Consider the following 20,019-nt stretch of genomic DNA (forward strand, 5'->3'; position numbering starts at 1 on the left):
TGGCGCCTGGAAATCCTGGCGGTAAACCTTCCCGCACCATCAGAAAAAGGCCTAGCAGCTAAGCGGTTCCGGGACGAAACGGGTCAGATATCCGGTAATCCATTCGTTCGCTCAACGGACCCATTCACCGAACGGCGCGTCACCATCGATGTAACGTGCGGCCGTCTGGACATCGCGCCACCCCACATAGGCCATTAGCTCCTTACTACTCCATTGGTTGCGGCTGGCCCAGGTAGCAAAGCCGCGGCGTAGCGAATGCGCCGAATACCCCTCGGCGTCGACGCCGCTGCGCAACAACGCCTGCCGCAACAGCCGCGATACGCTGTTGGCGTTCAAGGCTTGCTCGCTGACATGTCCCCAGCGATCAATCGCGCGAAACAGCGGGCCCTGGTCAACGCCACTGACCTCCAACCACTGAGCGCAGGCCTGCACGGGGCATAGGCGCTTTAGCGCCGGCATGGTCAGGTTTCGTCCACGATTAGCACGGTCAGTCTTGCTGCTGGGCAAGAACAGCTGTATCCCCTCCCCCTCGCGAATCTGCACATATTCGGCCTGCAGCCGGCACAGCTCATCGCCGCGCAAGGCGCGCCAGAAGCCGAGCAGGATCAGCGCCTGGTCGCGCGCGGCACGCAGCCCCACACCGGGCTCTGTCGCGCCCAACTGCACCTGCAACCCGCCAATACAGTCCTCAAGCGCTTGCAGCTGCAGTGCCTCCGCCTGCTTGACCGGGCGTGGATGCAGCGCCTGAATGCCGCGCAAGGTGTCACGCACTCTGGGTGCCTTGGTCGGATCGACGAAGCCGTGCTGCTGATGCCATTGCGCCAACGCCGCCAAGTGGGTGCGCAGGGTACTGGCCGACGCCGTAGCGCCATAGGCAGCGAGGTAGCGCACCACACTTTCGCTGGAGGCCGGCAACATGCCGCCCCACTCTGCTTCAAAGTGTTCGATCGCCTGGGCATAGCGGCGCTGGGTGCTGGCACGTCGTGCCGCTTGGAGATAGTGATCGGCCGCGTCGCTCACCTGAGCCTCCCCGTACCGTTAATTCAGGACGATTCACCTCGAAAGGGGTATGGCGTTCAAGAAACTAGGCTTCTCAAACCTCAGTATTTTCAGCACTCAATGCGATTTTGAGCCTGCGGTACACCTGTAATTTCATACCGTAAAAACAGTACGAAATAATCCGGCGTAACACGCCAAATCCTGGAGTAACAACGAGCCGTTCGGCCTATGCCGATGAACGTTCGCAGCCTCCGGAAGGTGATCCTCGACCACCACTGCCCTGCGCAACGCCTCATCGGTGAGTCACGTGCCACGCAGGACGCCCATTCAGTCTAGTCCGCTGCCGACATCTCCGCGCGTGATGGAGTCTCGGCGTTCGCGATGAAACCGCGGCACAACCACCTAATATCGAAAGTACGCCTGTGGGCAGATAGGCTGAATTCCACCAACAGCGCATACTGGCGTGACGGCGCCGACCGTAGCTGATGCCTACCCTCCCGGTTTCTCCTGGTGCGAGGACTTGGCGGACGCCTCAGCGTCGATCCGCTGCCGGGCGAATTGCCTGGCAATTAGCGGGGAGGGAAAGACTCAGCTTTGCCCCACAGACAGCGGCCGCCGCGCGCGCCCATTTATTTGGAGCACAGGTTCTGATGAAGGCCTTGGAGGAAGCCGCCGATGCGCTGCAGAGAGCGCAACGCATCGTCGTATTCAGCGGCGCGGGCATCTCTGCCGAAAGCGGTGTACCGACGTTCCGCGACCGACTGAGCGGCCTATGGGCGCGGCAAGACCCTCAGCGCCTGGAGACGGCCCAGGCTTTTCGTGAAAACCCGGCGCTGGTGTGGGGTTGGTACCTGTGGCGGCGTCAGCAGGTCGCGCAAGCATTGCCCAATGCCGCACACTTGGCGGTCGCCGCCTTGGCCGCTAGCGGGCGGACAGTCACGGTCATCACGCAGAACATTGATGATCTACACGAACGCGCTGGCAGTCCGGACGTTGTACACCTGCATGGCAGCCTGAAATCCCCCAGGTGTTCGGGCTGTCGTCGAACTGCCGAGCTAACTGCCGCCGAACAAAGAGTGCCGAACGAAGGTGCGTTGATTGAGCCGCCGCGCTGTAAAAGCTGTAACGGCCGGCTGCGCCCAAGCGTAGTGTGGTTCGGCGAGGACCTGCCTGCAATGGCCTGGAAAACTGCGGTGCGGGCGGCGCGAAGCTGCGACGTGTTACTGTCGATTGGGACCTCTGGCGTGGTGAGGCCGGCAGCTGACCTACCTGACTTGGCATTGGCGGCTGGCGCCGTGGTGATCCATATCAATCTGCTCGACGTCGCTATGGGCGGGCCGAATGAGCAAATACTGTTAGGACGAGCCGGGGACATACTCCCCAGACTGGTCGAGATGATGACGAGGACGAAGCACTGAATGCACGCTCAGCGCCGGCGGAGCTACTCTTGTACCGTGTTGGAAAACCCAGCCGCTGACGGCCGGAGGAACTCAAAATGACCATGCCCGAGGAACGCACCCGCGCCGTGCTAGATACCCGCAAGTTCTTGCTCGAACCCTCCCGGGATGGCTCGCTGCCTACACAGGTTCGTCGCGATGCCAAATTCCTGTTGCGTCATTTTCCGACTCCGGAAGACATCCGCCGAGCGGGCCTTATCGAAGAACGCAACGAAACTCTGCCTCTGGACTACCTGGGGCCGGTATTCAGTTCCTCAATTTCTGGTTAGTGCCGCTTCACCTCCTTGCGCCCTAACGCTTCTTCAGTTCATCGAATGGATCAACTGAAGTCGCCATGGGCGTGCCCAATGAGTTGATGTTATGGGGAACGGCCGGTTAGCTGCTGCCTCTTCGCAAGGACCTTAGCCGGATAAGCCGCGCGAGGATCCCCAGCCCATACTTCGCAGCCCGAAGAAGTACCACTGGCGGCTGCGAAAGTTGAACGGGGGACGATGCCGCAGGCGCGCACGTCGGGAGGCATCCGAGAGAGTTTAATTCCATACTGTCTAGGCATTCCCCATCGTCGGAGCAACACCATGGCCCGCAGTGGAATTAACAAAGCCCTGGTTCAGGGCGCGCGCGATGCCCTGCTGGCCAGAGGTGCAACCCCGAGTATTGAAGCGGTGCGTGCAGAGCTCGGCGACACGGGCTCCAAGACCACGATTACGCGCTATTTGCGAGAGCTGGCGAGCGAAGAGCCGCGCCCCCCTGCTGTAACCTTAACTGAGGAAGTCCAGGTTTACGTCGAGAGCCTGGTGCAGCGCCTCGCGGCAGATGCCCAAGAAGCCGTGAGCGCTGACCGGGCGCGCCTTGAACGGCAGAAACTTGCTTACGAACAGCAGCGTCAAGTCGATAGTGCCCGCCATGACGAGCTTAAAAAAAGCCATCAACTTCTGCTCGACGAACGCCATGAATCACGTGAACGGGAGCACAGCCTCAATACTCGCGTCCAGCAACTGGAGGGTGAGCGGCAGCGCCTACTCGCAACTGAATCGCACCTGCAACGAGCAGTGGGCGATCGCGCAGAACAGATACAGTCGCTGGAAGAGAAGTACCAGCAGGCTCGCGAGTCATTGGCACATTACCGTGAGCACACTCGTCAGCAGCGAGACAACGACATCCATCGCCATGAAACGCAAGTCCAGCAGCTTCAGCATGACCAGCGACGCCTACAGGAACTGGTGATGAGCAAACAGGAAGAACTTACCCTGCTGTACCGCGACTTGGAGCGGCAGAACGCTGAAAACCACGCCAAGGATATCGCCCTGCAGGCCGAGCAAAAGAGATTCCAGCAGCTTCACGCTAATCATGCCCAGTTGAACACTGCGCTTAGCCGGTTACAACAACGTGAACAGGCTCTGCAACTTGAAGTCTCCAGCTTACGCGAACGCGCCCACCGCTACTTGCTGGATCGTCGCCAAGACCGAAGAAATCTACGCGGCTTGGCGCAACAACTGGACCAGGTCCACCAACTGTTGGCTCGACTACCCAACACAGCAGTTTCATTCCGAAAACAGCCTGACGCTGACAGCCCTACCCGCTGACTCGGCGCGTACGATTGCCGCCAGCCCTACCCTCACTGGCCGCTAGCAGCCGATCCGGCGCTTAGGAATAACGCAGCGATCAATCGTCGTGAGGAAATTCGCAACAAACGCCATTCAGGGTGACGGGGTGCTCCTGCCATTGCGCGAGTTTTCTGTACCATTTTTGCCGCAACGAACGCGGCAATCGACACTCCGTTCTCCCAATCAGCTGTTGCGGACCGACATTGAGCTCGCGCTGAAGCTCCTGCCGAAAGTTCCAGATCAGCAACGCCAGATGTTGGTCATCGCCCTGGAGCCAACCCAACTCTCGAAGGAGATCCAGCAGATCCTGATGGGCGGCGCAGATCGCGTGGCAATGCTCCCAATTGTGTACTGGAACTGGCTCAGTCGTGAGCATTTGTGGTGTGAGTGTTGCATGAAGCTCGGCACAGATATGACAAATCGGCCGCTGTATGCTGCTCAGCGCAAACAACCCAGTGAAGTTCTTGGCAAGCCACCACCGGTGAAACAAGTAGCGGTCTGAGTGCGTATGTAACAACACCAGATGAACAGCCAAACACGGCCAGTCGGCACGATCAAACAACAACGTGCTCAATTTGCCGCCATAGCCATCTAAAGGTTCACCCGCTAATCGAATGGAGTCAGCCAACTCATCCCACTCGCCGCCCCACTCGGTGTGGGAAGTTACCGCCCACAACGGATTGTCATACAACTTGCGCAACTGCGGAAAATGACCAAACAGCTGGGACCGGGTATTTGGGGCCGGCGTGACGCCGCGTCTGGCACGTTTCCATAGCGATAGACTATCTTGCCAAGGCCGCACGCCGTGCCAGTATTTTGCCATGCTATATGGCGTATGAGGGCAATCCATCGATTGTGCCACTGTATGAAACAATGCCGTGTTGCGAAACAGGCACCCCGATGGATCAACGTCTAGGGCGATCACCTTGTACACCTCGACTACATTCGCCAGCGATCCTTTTTGCGCGGAATCTCAACCGTACTAAAACCTGAAAGACACTGAAGTTAGAGCCCTGCGCGGAAAATTAATGAGGTAGAGCCCCCCCTCATTCGCCCCCTAGTGTACATACTGATTACAGCACATACTGAAGACCAAGTTTGAAGCCGTTCGATAATTTTGACACCCGATATGCCAATAAGAAGGCTCATAGGTATTTACAATACCTATCGAATTGGAGGTTGAGATGTCTTCAATCAATCTTGTTTCCATTGAGCGCCAGCTGGCCAACGTTGCCACTTTCACTGCGTGCCGTTTACCAAGACATGGTCGACACGGCAGCCGCGTCACCATTTTTCCCTCCAGGAAAAACAACGCCCCACTCATGTGCGAGTCACTACTCGAAGCGGCCTTCAGCTTGGAGCTGGAACGAAGGACCGACGTGCTCTGCTATCAAATTCATCCTTATACACTGAAGTTTGTCGCGACCAAGGTTCGTTACACCCCCGACTTCCAAGTGACGTTTACCAGCGGCAGTCAGCAATTAATTGAAGTAAAAAACGACAAAAGTTTCGAGTGCAAAAGAATCCGGGCTAGACTCTCTCGCATTATCGACCTGCTGGCTGAGCACGATTGCGTTTTGGAGTGTTTGCCAATGTGCAATTTCTACAATGCCACACGCACCTCCAATCTCGAATACTTGTACCACCTTGCTTATAGCAATGACGGGGGAGCAGGCAGAGCGATTCGCCACCTTATAGCTCAGCAACCTCAAGCAATCCCGCTGCGCCAGCTATTGCAGAATAAATTTACCCCGGCAGAGATTGCCCACGCACTATTCTACCAAGTCATTCAATGCAATATAAGCAAGCCAATCACATTAGAATCTATGGTCTGGCTTAATTAATTCCTCAAGCATGGTGTACACCCTGCGAGACCACGGCTGTCCAGACTGCCCTAATTGGGATTACGAACTTATACACATAACACAGTGACAGCTCAGCCCCTCCCTCACGCTATAGGTACTTAGCTACCGTAATCCGTAATTAAAGAGGTTTGATCATGAACGTTTCCCCTGATGAATTCAACATACGGGTTGGCGAACAGTGGCGCTTTTATACGGAGGTTTATTTGGTCATTGCGGTCGATGACAAGCGGGCTCACCTGCGAAGTATAGTGAGGCGTACCCATATTGCGATACATACGCTGGAGCGACTGCGCCACGCTTTTTTTTCGCGGGAACTTATTTCGCGTGCAGGACGCCCCGCTGGAACATAATGTACTGCGCATCGTTGCCGACCTTAACGACGATCAACGACAACAACTGGACAAGCGCCTGCAGTATGTCCGCATTGCAGAAGCGAAACTCGGTGGAAGTCTACCGCGTCCAGCGACCGTGGCGCTGATCCAGGAGATAAGCAAACAAATAGCTGACTCTCATCCCCCCTGCTATACCACCTTGTACGGCTGGATGAAACTCTATCGACAGTCCGGTGGTAGTCCTATTGCACTGATCCGCTCGCCCCTGCAGCGCCGGCGTCGGCTGCTCGATCTTCAACCTAACGTTGTTGCCGAAACCATTGAGCACTGGGTACGCGAACTGTACCTAATAGAACTTCCGCATAGCATCGTTGAAGTTACTGATGTCATTCAATGTTGTCTTGAGGACCTCAATAGCAAGCGGCCGATTACAGACCAGCTGAGCGTCCCGAGCAGTTCGACCATTTGGCGTATCATTAAACAATATGACACCTATGAAAAGGACATCACGCAACGAGGGCGACAATATGCTATTAGAAAACAAAAGTTCAGCAGAAAAGGTCAACTAACGTATTTACTGGACCGTGTGGAGGGCGACACTCAGCTGATCGACGTTCTGGTCGTCAATGATCGTGGGGTAGTGATAGGTCGTGCCTGGCTTACGGTACTGATTGATGTGTGTTCTCGTGTAATTATTGGATGGGATATTTCTATCAATCCACCGTGTATTGAAAAGACACTCCGGGCACTCAGGCATTCGCTGCGCTCTGACTTGCTCTATACCGGCCTTGCCACCACCTATATTCTGGATAACGGCAGTGAATTTGCAGGAAAAAAAATCGCATATATCATGCACCTGCTTGGTGCCCAAGTAACTTACTGTGAGCCGTTCACCCCAGACCAAAAGCCCTATGTCGAACGCTGGTTTAAAACTCATAACATCCAGTTCGCCCATCACCTCAGCGGTACGACATTTTCAAACCCTGACGAACGGGGAGATTACAACTCTGAAAAAAATGCTACATACACCATCGCCGAGCTCAAAGAGAGCTTCAGCCAATTTCTTGGTATCTATCATCAGAATTTCCACCGATCTCTCAATGACTCGCCACTGAACACCTGGAACAAATTCCTCGATAAAAAATTTCCGCCGAAAAGGTTCAGTGAGTCGGATATTCAGCGCTTGTTCTGGAGCAAAATAACAGCACTTCCATCCAACGGCCGGATCGGATTCTCAAAACTTCAATGGACCGGGCCAGCAGTGCCAGCACTGACTACCCGCGGGGCCAAAAGAGTCAGACTCACGGTGTTCTACGACATCAGTGACTTGGGCACAATTTGGATCTGCCACCCGGACAGGCCGGAAGACCTCTATCCGGTTGAAGCGGTCGACCCGGAGTACCAGAACGGCCTGACTATGCAAATGCACCGTCTGGTGCAGAACCAACTGCGAAACGAACGGAAAGCATTCGATTTCAGGTCTGCTCGTGAATGCCGCGTCAAATACATCATCACATTGCGCAACAACAAGCGCAAAGCGGCACAGAAACGTTTAGCACGCTTGCAGGAAAGCCAGGCCTCGGACCGTCAGGAACCGATTGACAGTTACCCAACCTCGCCCTCTCGGGATTCCGCTCTACGTCCCAATCCAGTCCCACTTCCACCGATCACGCTGCTCGACGCAACCCCACTCTCACCCTTCTCTACAGTAGAGGTGCGCCATGAGTAATGCCGACAACCAATGGCTACTCGACTATTCGCAACAGCTGGTCTTGTTTCCGTCATTTCTCCACGCGTACACCATGTTGCAAAAAAGCGTGGAGACCGCCCGGCAACGGGGAATTCCCACTTCCGCGATGGTGGTGGGACCGTCAGGTTGTGGTAAGTCCACGTTGCTTCAACTGTTCCGTGATTCGTTTGGCCCTCCCTACGAGCTGATAGCACAGAACGGCATCACTACGATTCGGCCCGCGTTCTATTGCAGCGTTCCTTCGCCGGTGACCGTAAAAGCCTTCGCCAAAAAATTGGTTCGGGAACTGGGCTGCTCTGATTTAAGGGGCGATACGGTGGAACTGAGCTATCGCGTGATGGCATTGCTGAAAACCTGTCAGGTCGAAGTCTGTGAACTTGATGAATTTCATCACTTGGCCAGGCCCGAAGCAGAAAAAACGTGGGGAGTTGTCATCGATTGGCTCATCACCATGATGAACGAAACCATGACCCCCTTTGTCCTTGCAGGGGCTCCCGAATGTAAGTTTCTGTTGAATCAGCGTCCGGCATTCGCCCGCCGCTTTCCTTTCGTTGTGGACCTGCAACATCTCGACTTCAGTGAAGACCGCGACTCGGATTACATGGTGTTACTCAGCAGGCTCGACGAGCAGCTCTATACCCGCGGCCAGCTTAGTTCGGGGGCTCATCTCACTGATTCTGATGTAGCGGTGCGCCTGTATGTCGCCACATCCGGTAATTTGGAATATATCAGGATGATCATCCACGGTGCCGCACAGCACATGCTCGCTCATCAGCGGCTGAGTTTGGAAATTTCTGACTTTGCTCAAGCTAGCAAGTTAATCGACTTGAAGCTCAGCATGAGTCCAGAGCCATTGGGGCTGACTTTATCATCTTGCTATGACATGATTCAGAGAAGACAATGAAAACACTTAATTTTATCCCTCTGCCTCAGCCCGGTGAAAGCGCTAGCAGTATAATCCGTAGGCTGGCTAGCCAAAACGGTTACTCTACCGTTTCTAAGTTAGGTGCCTATTTTTTCGGGTATGGATATACACCCCATGGGAGCTCACTACTCCAAGGCAACCGCTATGAGTCAATAATGCTTTCTCAAGTAGGGCCGTCGTTACAGCAACGCATCAAAAATGGCTTCTACGCGTTAGCAGAACAAGATGCACCTAAAGGGGCCTTCCTGCTCGGAAATGTGAGAGTCGGAAGGCGGCTATTGAGAGCCCGATCCTTCCCGGTATGCAGTGAATGCCGAAAGTCGGGATACGACCATTTCATCAATGACCTCTGTCTTTGCAGACATTGTCCGGTACATTGCCGCACGCTGCTTTTTGCATGCCCTCACTGCAAGCGGCGTTTGGCTTTAAGAAATCAAAGTTCGCTACATTGTGCCTGCGGGGCAGATTGGGATTCACCGGCATGTTCTGAAGACGAGTGCCTTCCCGAAAAACGTCTGATGCAGATATTTGAACAACAAGATCAGAAAAAGCTAGACTCACTCATGGCGATGATAAGCGCCTTTGGCATTTCCAGACACAAAATCAACCGCATCAGCCACAGTGTATTTGATGCGGCCACTGCCTTGGTGTTTGATGACGCTCATAGGCTAAAACCTCTTCTGTCTGAGATCTGGAAACCGCTGGATGTGGTCCAAGCTGAAATACTGACTGCTCAGCTCAGGAGGCTGCATCCGGCCATTGCCTCCGATATTGAAGCGTTGCCGAAGAAAAACTCAAATATTATAAACAATGATCCAGCTCAGCCTATCACCGTTACCGGCATGAAGCTTTTACTCGGAGTAACGTCACGCGTATGGAAAGAGTTTCTCCAGGCAAACAAACGCCACAACAAGAAAAATTATAGCTTTGCCGACCTTGAGCAAATCCGCCAACCAATTATCGACTTTGCAGCGAAAACCACAAAGAAAAAACTTCAATTTGAATCAAAAATAGTTTCATCATGCTCCACATTAGCTGTCACCTCGAAACGCCTAGGTCTCACGCACGCTGAATGCCGTATTTTATCTGAAAAGGGACTACTCACCCCCATCGCTAGAATTCGCACGCGGCCCTACTACCAAAAAAATGACATCAACGTCTTTCAGACTGCATTCATATCTACACGAATGCTGGCCACTCGCCTAAAAGTTACGCACACTCAAATAATTACTGCACTCAACCGCTGCAAAACGATCAAGCCGTTGATCAACCACTCCGGAGCTCCATATCTCGTCCGCACCGAAGAAATCCCAACAGTGCTCCAATCATTAAAAAAAATACCACCAAAAACTAACTCCTTGAGGGATCAATTAAAAATAAACCGTTGCACCACAGAGCATTTACAGACGTTAACTCTCGATCAAGTGGCCGAGCACCTCAAGGTACACCGGAGCTCGGTTATTTACTATCGCGACCTCGGGCTGATCAGGTGCTCAACAGACAACAGTCGAGTTTTTGTTCGTGATGATGTAGTCAGCTTTTATGATCGCTTTGCTACTCCACGAATTTTAGGCCGCGAGCTTTACTTGGCCCCCAATAAAATATGTCGTATCCTCGAGCGCCATAACATCCATGGCCTCTCTGGACAGCTGGTTAATGGCAACGCAAATACTATATTTGATCGCAAACACCTTCCAGAGAACCTATACGCACTGATCAATCCAACGCACGATACATTTGGAGTTTGTCTCTCACTCAACCAGGTCATGACTTTACGAGACGCAGCGAAGGCATTAGGGATAACATATGGAGATGTGCGGAAGCTTTTTTCCCGCGACATTCGTCCTAGTCGAGCAGCGCAATACAGAGGTCACGGATCAATTTCTCACGATGAAATAAGTTCAATAAGAAAAAATATCTCCAGCCTTTCGAAACTGTCCGACGTTCTAGATAACTTTAACATCACGCATGCAGCTTTTTCCAGACGCTTCGTCTTCCCCGGCTTTGTCCACCCGTTGAAACTGAACAACCAAAAATTCCTTACACCAACCGATTCCATCAAGCTCAACGCTTTCATGGGCCAATATTGCAGCCCAACCGACGCAGCTAAAATCCTGGGGCTATCGTCCGCTCATATTAGCCTCTTAATGAAACAAAGAACCATTTCCTCATACCGTGTACCAGGATTTGACTATCCACACCCGTTCGTGAAAAGAATTGAAGTCCAAGCGTTGCTGGAACTACGGGTAAAGGATTTGCCCCGTTAGGCGAATCCCAATCAGGCGTATCACCGTGGGCGAACCGCTGCAATAGCCCAGACAACACCCTCAGCTTACAGTGCGCACATTATTGCCATTACCGGACCATTGGAGTCCCTCCCGCATCCGACCTCTTTGGTACACGTAGAGCCCTGGATTCCTGGCGAATGCCCGCCAAATATGTCATATAGCCGCTACTGACATGACGACGCGTGAGCGCTAATGGTGCACACGCTTACAGGGGCATTGGTAGCTGTCCGCGCCAGGCGCGACACGGAAGGCCAGAAACCAGGATCAAGGTTGATGTTTGGACGTATTGGACGCGGCGTTAGCCGCTGTTGGTGGGCGCTTGTGGCGGGCGGGCGGGCTACCCGCAGGTCATTTCTCGCGGGGCGCAAGGGGGATGAGCCATTCTTCGAGCCGTTGACCCCTGTCTTAGTTGAGAATGGAAGGGCCGACCGGTACGAGCGCGAGCTCCTGCGTGCGTTGAAAAACGAGGAAGTTCTGAATATCGCGGTTACAGGCGGCTACGGCGCCGGAAAAAGCAGTGTGCTGAAGACCTTCTTTGAGCACCACCCTGCGTTCGACCACATCTTTGTCTCCTTGGCCACATTCAGCAAGCAGCGACCGGCGGCATCTGAGGTGATAACTGATGGTGCGCCCGGGGACGCTGCTGTGACAGCAACCGCTACTCCCCCCGACACGGAAAATTCCGACCTGATCAATCGAATCGAAGAAACGATCGTTCAGCAGCTGCTTTACGCTGTGCCAGCAAAGGATGTGCCGAAGACGCGGCTCAAGCGAATAACCCAGTCTTCAACATTGCGGATCTATTGGCAGACTTTGCGGATTGCATTCATTGTCACATGTGCTTTACGGCTATGGGCCCCAAAGCTGAAAACGCTGTCCAATGTGTCCGTAGAGTGGTTCCTGCAATGGCTCCTTCTGGTACCCGAATCACTTGCTGTGGTTGGAGTGCTCGGGGGGGGCGTCTGGGCCCTGTATGTCGGATTAAGGATGCTCTCGCTTTTCAGCATCGATGGTTTGACGCTCAAAGGCGGCAAGCTTGAGGCTACGCAACACGGATCAGTGCTTCACAAAAACATCGACGAAATCATCTATTGCTTCGAGCGTAGTGACATCAATGTTGTAGTGATCGAAGACTTGGACAGGTTTGACATCCAGGACATTTTTTTCAGGCTGCGCGAAATCAACTTCATCATCCAGCGGTCTCCGCAGATCAGACGTCCCGTTCACTTCATCTACGCCATCCGCGATGAGATGTTCACCGTCACCGACAAGACCAAATTCTTCGACCTGATCATTCCTATTATCCCGGTGGTGAACTCGGAGAACTCCCGGGAGAAGCTGGTAGAGCTGATGAAGGACCGCAAGGTAACGGGTAAGCCACTGAGCGATGGGCTGAAGCCCAAGCTGATCGAGACGGTGTGCTATTACATCGATGAGATGCGGCTGATCAAAAACATTGTGAACGAGTACGACATCTACGCGAATTTACTGAGCCAAGATGGTTTGTTGCTTGATCCCAACAAGCTCTTCGCAATGGTCGCCGTCCGCAATCTTTATCCCGAGGCATACGCCGACCTGCTGAAGCGCAAGGGAGTCATTCATACGATCATCGAGGGCTATCCCGTTTGGGTTCATCACGAGACCCAAAAGTTGACGAACGACATCGTTAAGTTGAGAGAACGGCGCGCGGAGCGAGAGCTTGAAGTTGCCAGCGACCTGATTCACCTCCGTGCCGTCGTCTGGTATGAGATCATGCATCAAGGGGCGCTCAACAGCGCAAATTGTCTCTCGCTGCAGGATCAGTCGACGCTCGCACTGGTTGAATTTGTTACCCACGAAGGATTCACCAAAGCCTGTCGCTCGGTGAATGTGTGGCCTTTTTTTGACATGAACAACAGGTACAACAGTCAGAAAGGAAACCCGGTGCAGCCTTTGACTGTCCTCAATGAGCTTTCATATGAGAAGCGGGCTGCTCGGCTGGAGATCTCCTTAGAAGATATCGATACCGAACTAAGCTCGCTGCAAAAACAAATTACTAAGCTCAAAACCATGCCATTCAGGGAGGCAAGTCATAACGGTTACGGCGAGACATTCGCCGCGCAGCTCAAGGACTACAAGCTCATTGCCTTCCTGCTGCACCGCGGATTTCTGGATACCGACTACTCCGATTACCTTGGCTACTTCTACGAAGGCTCGCTCACCCAGTCTGACAAGAACCTGATCCTGGCTCTTGGCCGAGGCGAAATGCCTGATGTTGGCACCGCAATCAGCAACCCAGAGCGTGTCGCCGGTAAGCTTGACCTCGACTCCCTGGACAAGGGGAAAGGAATTCTCATGCACCTGATCGGGGAGCTCGCCCGCCACCGCACCGAAGACGCTGAAAACAGGAGCGCACAGCTCACTGTGATTCTCAAGAGCGGCCATCAGCATATGGATCGCTTGGCAGAGGCGTTTGACTTGATGCTTCTGGACGCGGATCGAAATGTTTTCATCAAAGCAATGTTCAGGGTCGATGCGAACCTTATCCTACAGTTGCTTGCCTACGAGAAAGCGCTGACTGCCCGAGAGGAACTCGTGCGAACGGTGCTGGATACACTGACGGTAGACGAGGCGGAGCAACTACAAGGGCGTCGAGGGACTTTCTTGAAGATGATCAATGGGCTATCCGATGTGTCGAAGCTAGTACCGCACATGGAAAGCGGGCAGATGGGGTGGGGTTGGCTCAAAGCTAAACCGGCAAGGTTCTCCAACATCAGCGAAACCACTTCACCTGATGACCTCAAGCGTCTGATGGAATGGGGTTGCATCGAGACCTCTCTAGGGATGCTCCGTCTCCTGTGTCGAACGCTTGACCCTGACAATGTCGATGAGCAGGTCACCTATCATCGACTGTGCAGACTCGACGCCCCGAGTGTTGATGCAATCATTAAACATTCGCCGAGTGGTTTCGTGGAAGCGCTGCTGACGCAGGAAGGCAAGCTTCACGAGTCCTCTGAATCGCTGAAAGCGCTTTTGGAACTATTAGAGGATGACGAAGATGAGGAACTGCTGCTGAAGGTGTTTGAACGCTCTACCGGCACAGTGCAGTCGCTGCAGTTGCTCCCGCAGCTACTTTGGCTTCCAGCGCTAAAATCAGCGCGGCTTGAGCACCCCGGTAGGGCTATTTGGACGTTCGTGAACAGCGTGATCTTCGCGCCCGCGGATGCACCTGAACGTGTCGATCTGGGTGATGCGTGGAAGCCGATCTTCCACAACTACATCGAGTTGAATGCGACAGTTCTCGCCAGTCAACTCTGGGGAATATCTGAAGCAGACCTGCGGCTTCAACACTTTTTCATCAACAGCGAGCAGGTCAGCAACATTACATTGAGCACGCTTTTCGCACACATCGTCCTGACTCCATCGGTTGTGGTAGGGGCGTCGCCCACCATGCCCTCCACACGATGGCCTTTGTTCGTAAATCAGGGTTTCATTCCTTACAGCTCGGAAATCAGAGAACTGATTGCGCAAAACTCGCCGGAATTGGAAGGCACTTACATCGCCAAACGCTGGAGGGATGCGCGCGTCTACCTTAACCTTGCCTCGATGCCAGTACACCTGGTGACATGGCTAAGTCGTATTGCAGAGGCCTCTATCACCGAAACCATCAAGATGTGGTCAGGTGTGAGCATAGAAATGTTCGGCCTGTGTGAAGACTCTGTGGTTGAGTTGGCAAAGGCGTGTGCGCGAGCCAACAAAGAACAAACAACCTTCCCCGCCGATTATCTGCCCGTGATTCTACACTTTCTGAGTAATGGCAACCTTTCTCCCGCAGACCGACAGGAAATGCTCATCCAGGCTCTGCAAATGAACTGCGGATGGGGTGACGTTGCTACAGTACTGCCGCTGATCGGGGATGAACATGGAGCGCTTCTCAATAAACGGCGTGTGAGCTTTTCCACGTCAGAAGATGATCGCCGTCTTGCTGAAGCGCTGAGAAATCGCAATTTCGTAGGTGCAGTGAAACCTGAGGCGAAACGTATCGTCGTCTACAGCAAGCGCAATCTATAAGTATGATTTTGCTGGATAGCGGGTTCATCGAATGGTCACCCGCTGCCGACTAGATTGGTGGGCAGGCCTGCACAAGGTGATTTTCAGAGGCCGTGGCTAATCAGCTCGGGCTCGTCTCCTTAACCGATGCGGGCATTTCCACTAACGCTCATTGGGTAAGTCGAGGTAGAACCACATACTCACAATATCGGTCTAGCGGTAAGCTGAGAGTTCAGTCATGGTTGACTATCGCACCTGAAATTTCAGCATTGATGAAAATTTATTTCAAAGCAAGATCAGTTTCACCCTCGACCAGACCGTCTGGCATGAGATGACTGTTTCAGCGCAAAGTGAAAACCTATGCGCTCCGTAGCTGTCAACCGAGCCACCTTAGCCGCACGCTAAGGTGGCTTTTTTTTGGGCTGTTCACTGAGTCCTGGGGAGTGTGATTCTGGTGTTGGTGTTGGTGTTGGTGTTGGTGTTGGTGTTGGTGTTGGTGTTGGTGTTGGTGTTGGTGTTGGTGTTGCGACTGTGGGTTTATCCGTTCCATGCGGCGAGGCTGTCGGCCCCTTCCGCCCTTACGGCGGCCTACTTTTCTTTTGGGAAAAGTAGGCAAAACCGCTCGCTCCTGCATCCGGCCCTGCGCTACGCTCCGGGTCCCCTCCTTCCGGCGCCCTCCGGGGCCACGCGGCCTACGACTTGCTTCGCCAAGTCTACGTCTCGCGTCTTCGGCTACGCCGAAGGGTGCTGCGCACTGCCCCTACAGGCACCTCCACTCGGCCTCCTGAAGTCGCACTCCGCGGCGCCTGAACTTTTGTGCATGAAGATCAAGATCAAAAGCGGGCTTCCGCCAGTGAGAACGGGCCCAATCTGTGGGAGCGGGCTTGCCCCGCGATGGATTTTGAATCTTGCCGATAGATCCATGCCTGCCGGTGATCCCGCTTCAGCGTTGCAGCTGGATGTGCACGGCTCAGGGGACTATCGCGGGGCAAGCCCGCTCCCACCGAGCCCGCTCCTACCTGGCTGTTGGCAGTGGAGTTTGATCTCGAAGATGCGTCCTCACAGGCGCCGCCCGTAACTTCGCGACTTCAGGAGGCCGAATGGAGGCCCCTGGAGGACACCGGAGTGAGGGAACCCGGAGCGCAGCGTAGGGCCGTATGCAGGAGCGAGCGGTTTTGGTTCCTTTTGCCACCAAGACAAAAGGGACCCGCCGTAAGGGCGGAAGGGGCCACCAGCGTCACCCCATGAAATGGATAAGCCCGCAACACCAACACTAAAATCACACTCCCCCGAATTCCGTGAAGAACCTTTTTTTGCCTCGGCAAAATCCGCTACTTGAATCGAGCCACCTCAAGTGTGCAATGCTCCGCCTCACAAGCCCGTCATTTGAAGGTCAAGCATGCAGTTCACTCATCTGTCAGTTGCGCGCAAACTCAAGTTCTACCAGTTGATGGTGTTCGATCAGGTCCTTCAGAGCGGCTCCTTGCTCCGCGCTGCCCAGGCATTGAGCCTGACCCAACCCGCGGTCACCAAGATCATCCATGAGCTGGAATCCTACTTCGACGCGCCGATGCTGGTCCGTGGCAACCGGGGTGTCAGGGCCACGCCATTGGGCGAGCTGGTGGCGCGACGCAGCAAATCGCTGCTGGCCGAACTGCGCTCGCTGACGGACGAGGTCAATGCCTACCAGGAAGGCACCTCGGGACATGTGCTGGTTGGCACCCTGATTTCCGCATCCAGTTCGCTGCTACCGCGTGCCCTGCAATTGCTCAAGCAACGCGCGCCGAAGGTTCTGGTGTCACTGCGGGTCGGCCAGATGGACCAGTTGTTCCCGGCCCTGGCCGTGGGCGAGGTCGACCTGGTGGTGGGTCGTGTACCGGACGACTGGCGTTGGTACCACGAGTCGTCACAGTTGGAGGCGGTTGTGCTCTATGGCGAGGAGTTGTCGGTCGTCGCCGGCGCGAATCACCCGCTCGTTGGCCAGAACCCGATCAACCTCAAGGCCCTGCACGACTATCCCTGGGTGCTGCCGACGCGCGACTCGCTGCTGCGCCGCACCGTCGACAGCCTCTTCGACGAGGCCGGATTGACGGCGCCCCCCAACGTGGTCGAGTCCTTGTCGATTCTCACCAATATCAGCCTGATGCAAGACCAGCAAACCGTCGCCGTCATGCCCCTGGAAGCGACCCGCCAATTCACCGGAGCCGGGCTGCTGGCCACCCTGGACCTGGGTACCCATCTGCAGTTCGGCGACATCGGCTACTTTCACGCCCGCAACCGCGAACTGGGGCCGGCCGCACGGCTGTTTCGCGAGTGTCTGGAGCAGGCTGCCCAAGAGCAACATGGCGAACAGCCGGGCTAACCGCCAGGCATTCCATTTGCTAATACCTGACAGCAATTGTTTGATTACTCGCTTATAGGAAGACCCCATAGACTCCTCCGAAACGCCAAGAATCGGAGGTCACCGTGCCCAATCCCCTGCCCCTGTTGCGCCACTTCGTGAACGGAGAGTTCGTTGCCACCGCCGCGACCTTCGACAATGTATCCCCCATCGACGGTCGCACCCTGGCCCGGGTCTGCAAGGCCGACGCAGCGCTGGTGGACAGTGCGGTAACCGCAGCCAAGGCGGCCCAGGAAGGTCCCTGGGCCGACTACAGTGCCAGTCAGCGAGCCGACGTCCTGCTGCGAATCGCCGAAGGCATCGAGCGCCGCTTCGAGGAGTTCGTCGCCGCGGAGGTGGCCGACACCGGCCGCCCCGTACAGCAGGCCCGGACTCTGGATATCGCCCGCGGCGTTCACAACTTTCGCACCTTCGCTGAACTGATTCGCCAGGCCGGCGGCGAGTACTACGAGATGCGGACTGCCGATGGCAACGATGTCTTCAGCTATACGGTGCGCAAGCCTCACGGCGTAGTCGCGATCATCTCCCCCTGGAACCTGCCGATGCTGCTGCTCACCTGGAAAGTGGCACCGGCGCTGGCTTGTGGCAACTCGGTGGTGGTCAAGCCTTCGGAAGACTCGCCCACCACCGCCACCCTGCTGGCCGAGGTCATGCAGGAAGCTGGCGTGCCGGCGGGCGTGTTCAATCTGGTGCATGGTTTCGGGCCGAACTCGGCCGGCGAATTCCTCACCCGTCACCCCGATGTGGACGCCATTACGTTCACCGGTGAGTCCCGCACTGGCGCCACCATCATGAAAGCGGCAGCCGAGGGCGTGCGCGAGGTGTCCTTTGAGCTGGGTGGCAAGAACGCCGCCGTCGTCTTTGCCGACTGCGACTTCGACGCCGCCGTTGCCGGCGTGCTGCGTTCCAGCTTCACCAACTCCGGCCAGGTATGCCTCTGCTCGGAACGGGTCTACGTCGAACGGCCGATCTACGAGCGCTTTGTCGCCGCCCTCAAGGAGGGCGCCGAAAAGCTCAAGGTCGGCTACCCGGACGAGGACGGCGTCAACATGGGCCCGCTGATCTCCCACAAGCACCGTGACAAGGTGCTGGGCTACTTTGAACTGGCCCGCCGCGAGGGCGCCACCGTCGTCACCGGCGGCGGCGTGCCGCATTTCGGCGATGCCCGCGACAATGGCGCCTATGTGCAGCCGACCATCTGGACCGGCCTGTCCGATGACGCCCACTGCGTGCGTGAAGAAGTCTTCGGCCCGGTCTGTCACGTCGCCCCGTTCGACCGCGACGAAGAAGTGATCCGTCGTGTCAACGACTCCGCCTACGGCCTCGCCACCGCCGTCTGGACGACCAACCTCAAGCGCGCCCACAAGGTGTCCCGCCAGCTGCGCGTCGGCATGGTGTGGGTCAACACCTGGTTCCTCCGTGACCTGCGCACGCCCTTCGGCGGTGCACGACTCTCCGGCCTGGGCCGCGAGGGCGGCCGTCACTCCCTGGACTTCTACTCGGAAGCCACCACCGTCTGCGTCAACGCCTGAGCCGGAGTACTCCCATGCATGCCGTCCTCCTCGAAGCCGCCGATCTCCTGCGCCAGGCGCAGCTGAGCGGCCAGCCCTGCCCACCGGTGCGCGAGTTGATCGCCGCCGCCCATGCCAGCGAACCCGACACCGATGCGGTGGCCCTGGCCTACGCCGTGCAGCGTCACAACAACCAGCTCGCCGTGGCCGCCGGGCGCCGCCCGGTGGGCCGCAAGATCGGCCTGACCAGCCTGGCGGTGCAAGCCCAGCTGGGCGTCGACCAGCCGGACTTCGGCCTGCTGCTGGCCGACATGGCCCGTGGCGACGGCCAGCCGATCGCCTGGGCGGACTGCGCCCAGCCCAAGGTCGAGGCCGAGATCGCCCTGGTGCTGGAACACGACCTGCCCCACGAACGCCACACCGTCGCCGACCTGATCCGCGCCACCGCCTATGCCCTGCCGGCGATCGAGGTGGTCGGCAGCCGCATCGCCAACTGGGACATCAAGCTGGTCGACACCATCGCCGACAACGCCTCGTCCGGCCTGTTCGTGCTCGGTACCCGTCCGGTGCAGTTGCACCAGCTGGATCTGGTGCGTTGCGGCATGAGCATGACCCTGCGCGGTGAACCGGTGTCTGTCGGTGCCGGCGCGGCCTGCCTGGGCAACCCGCTCAACGCCGCCGTCTGGCTCGCCGACACCATGGCCCGTCTCGGCGAGCCGCTGCGCGCCGGCGACATCCTGCTGACCGGAGCGCTCGGCCCGATGGTCGCGGCCCAGCCGGGCGACCAGTTCACCGCCCACATCCAGGGCCTGGGCAGCGTCAGCGCCGCCTTTGCCAGCCGGAATTAAGAGGAGCCCC

General features: G+C 56.0%; 13 protein-coding genes. 11 read left to right on the forward strand and 2 right to left on the reverse strand.

Translation table 11 applies throughout. The features are described 5' to 3' along the window. Positions 1-111: 111 nt before the first annotated feature. Positions 112-1,020, reverse strand: coding sequence for a site-specific integrase (locus U9R80_RS21150; RefSeq protein ID WP_301843123.1), 909 nt, complete (start codon positions 1,018-1,020; stop codon positions 112-114). Positions 1,021-1,649: 629 nt separating this feature from the next. Here U9R80_RS21150 and U9R80_RS21155 point away from each other — a divergent pair. From U9R80_RS21155 to U9R80_RS21165, 3 genes are all read left to right on the forward strand, one after another. Further along, a complete protein-coding gene (locus U9R80_RS21155) occupies positions 1,650-2,417 on the forward strand; it encodes an SIR2 family NAD-dependent protein deacylase (RefSeq protein ID WP_301843122.1) in 768 nt (255 codons plus the stop codon). 77 nt (positions 2,418-2,494) lie between these two features. Beyond that, entirely contained in the window at positions 2,495-2,725 is a 231-nt protein-coding gene (locus U9R80_RS21160; RefSeq protein ID WP_301843121.1) for a BPSL0761 family protein, read from the forward strand. A 306-nt stretch (positions 2,726-3,031) separates the two neighbouring features. Then, a complete protein-coding gene (locus tag U9R80_RS21165; RefSeq protein ID WP_301843120.1) occupies positions 3,032-4,039 on the forward strand; it encodes a DNA-binding protein in 1,008 nt (335 codons plus the stop codon). A gap of 79 nt (positions 4,040-4,118) precedes the next feature. Here U9R80_RS21165 and U9R80_RS21170 read toward each other — a convergent pair whose 3' ends face one another. Then, entirely contained in the window at positions 4,119-4,985 is an 867-nt protein-coding gene (locus U9R80_RS21170; protein WP_324803857.1) for a hypothetical protein, read from the reverse strand. Positions 4,986-5,244: 259 nt separating this feature from the next. Here U9R80_RS21170 and U9R80_RS21175 point away from each other — a divergent pair, with 259 nt between their 5' ends. The 8 genes from U9R80_RS21175 (at position 5,245) to U9R80_RS21210 (ending at position 20,009) form a co-directional block, all read left to right on the forward strand. Next, a complete protein-coding gene (locus U9R80_RS21175; protein WP_301843118.1) occupies positions 5,245-5,904 on the forward strand; it encodes a hypothetical protein in 660 nt (219 codons plus the stop codon). 345 nt (positions 5,905-6,249) lie between these two features. Next, positions 6,250-7,986, forward strand: a complete 1,737-nt coding sequence (locus U9R80_RS21180; protein ID WP_301843117.1) for a hypothetical protein — start codon at positions 6,250-6,252, stop codon at positions 7,984-7,986. Beyond that, positions 7,979-8,911, forward strand: coding sequence for a TniB family NTP-binding protein (locus U9R80_RS21185; RefSeq protein WP_301843116.1), 933 nt, complete (start codon positions 7,979-7,981; stop codon positions 8,909-8,911). Before U9R80_RS21180 ends, U9R80_RS21185 begins: the two co-directional genes overlap by 8 nt. A 539-nt stretch (positions 8,912-9,450) precedes the next feature. After that, positions 9,451-11,199: a hypothetical protein gene (locus tag U9R80_RS21190; RefSeq protein ID WP_324803861.1), complete on the forward strand. Its 1,749-nt coding sequence runs from the start codon at positions 9,451-9,453 to the stop codon at positions 11,197-11,199. Between the two features lie 294 nt (positions 11,200-11,493). Next, positions 11,494-15,270, forward strand: a complete 3,777-nt coding sequence (locus U9R80_RS21195; protein ID WP_301843114.1) for a YobI family P-loop NTPase — start codon at positions 11,494-11,496, stop codon at positions 15,268-15,270. Positions 15,271-16,648: 1,378 nt separating this feature from the next. Continuing rightward, positions 16,649-17,611 (forward strand): LysR substrate-binding domain-containing protein, encoded by a 963-nt coding sequence (locus U9R80_RS21200; protein WP_301843113.1) that lies wholly within the window; start codon positions 16,649-16,651, stop codon positions 17,609-17,611. Positions 17,612-17,715: 104 nt separating this feature from the next. Beyond that, positions 17,716-19,182 carry a 2-hydroxymuconic semialdehyde dehydrogenase gene (locus tag U9R80_RS21205; protein ID WP_442964919.1) on the forward strand — a complete coding sequence of 489 codons (1,467 nt, stop codon included), beginning with the start codon at positions 17,716-17,718 and terminating at the stop codon, positions 19,180-19,182. A 14-nt stretch (positions 19,183-19,196) separates the two neighbouring features. Then, positions 19,197-20,009, forward strand: coding sequence for a fumarylacetoacetate hydrolase family protein (locus tag U9R80_RS21210; protein WP_301843112.1), 813 nt, complete (start codon positions 19,197-19,199; stop codon positions 20,007-20,009). The last annotated feature ends 10 nt before the right edge of the window (positions 20,010-20,019 follow it).

The sequence above is a fragment of the Pseudomonas sp. JQ170C genome (assembly GCF_035581345.1).
In the GTDB taxonomy this organism is placed as follows: Bacteria; Pseudomonadota; Gammaproteobacteria; order Pseudomonadales; family Pseudomonadaceae; genus Aquipseudomonas.

Coding starts and splice junctions, on each gene's coding strand:
- U9R80_RS21155 (WP_301843122.1), top strand. CDS start 1,650: ATGAAGGCCTTGGAGGAAGCCGCCGATGCGCTGCAGAGAGCGCAACGC.
- U9R80_RS21160 (WP_301843121.1), top strand. CDS start 2,495: ATGACCATGCCCGAGGAACGCACCCGCGCCGTGCTAGATACCCGCAAG.
- U9R80_RS21165 (WP_301843120.1), top strand. CDS start 3,032: ATGGCCCGCAGTGGAATTAACAAAGCCCTGGTTCAGGGCGCGCGCGAT.
- U9R80_RS21175 (WP_301843118.1), top strand. CDS start 5,245: ATGTCTTCAATCAATCTTGTTTCCATTGAGCGCCAGCTGGCCAACGTT.
- U9R80_RS21185 (WP_301843116.1), top strand. CDS start 7,979: ATGAGTAATGCCGACAACCAATGGCTACTCGACTATTCGCAACAGCTG.
- U9R80_RS21190 (WP_324803861.1), top strand. CDS start 9,451: ATGCAGATATTTGAACAACAAGATCAGAAAAAGCTAGACTCACTCATG.
- U9R80_RS21195 (WP_301843114.1), top strand. CDS start 11,494: ATGTTTGGACGTATTGGACGCGGCGTTAGCCGCTGTTGGTGGGCGCTT.
- U9R80_RS21200 (WP_301843113.1), top strand. CDS start 16,649: ATGCAGTTCACTCATCTGTCAGTTGCGCGCAAACTCAAGTTCTACCAG.
- U9R80_RS21210 (WP_301843112.1), top strand. CDS start 19,197: ATGCATGCCGTCCTCCTCGAAGCCGCCGATCTCCTGCGCCAGGCGCAG.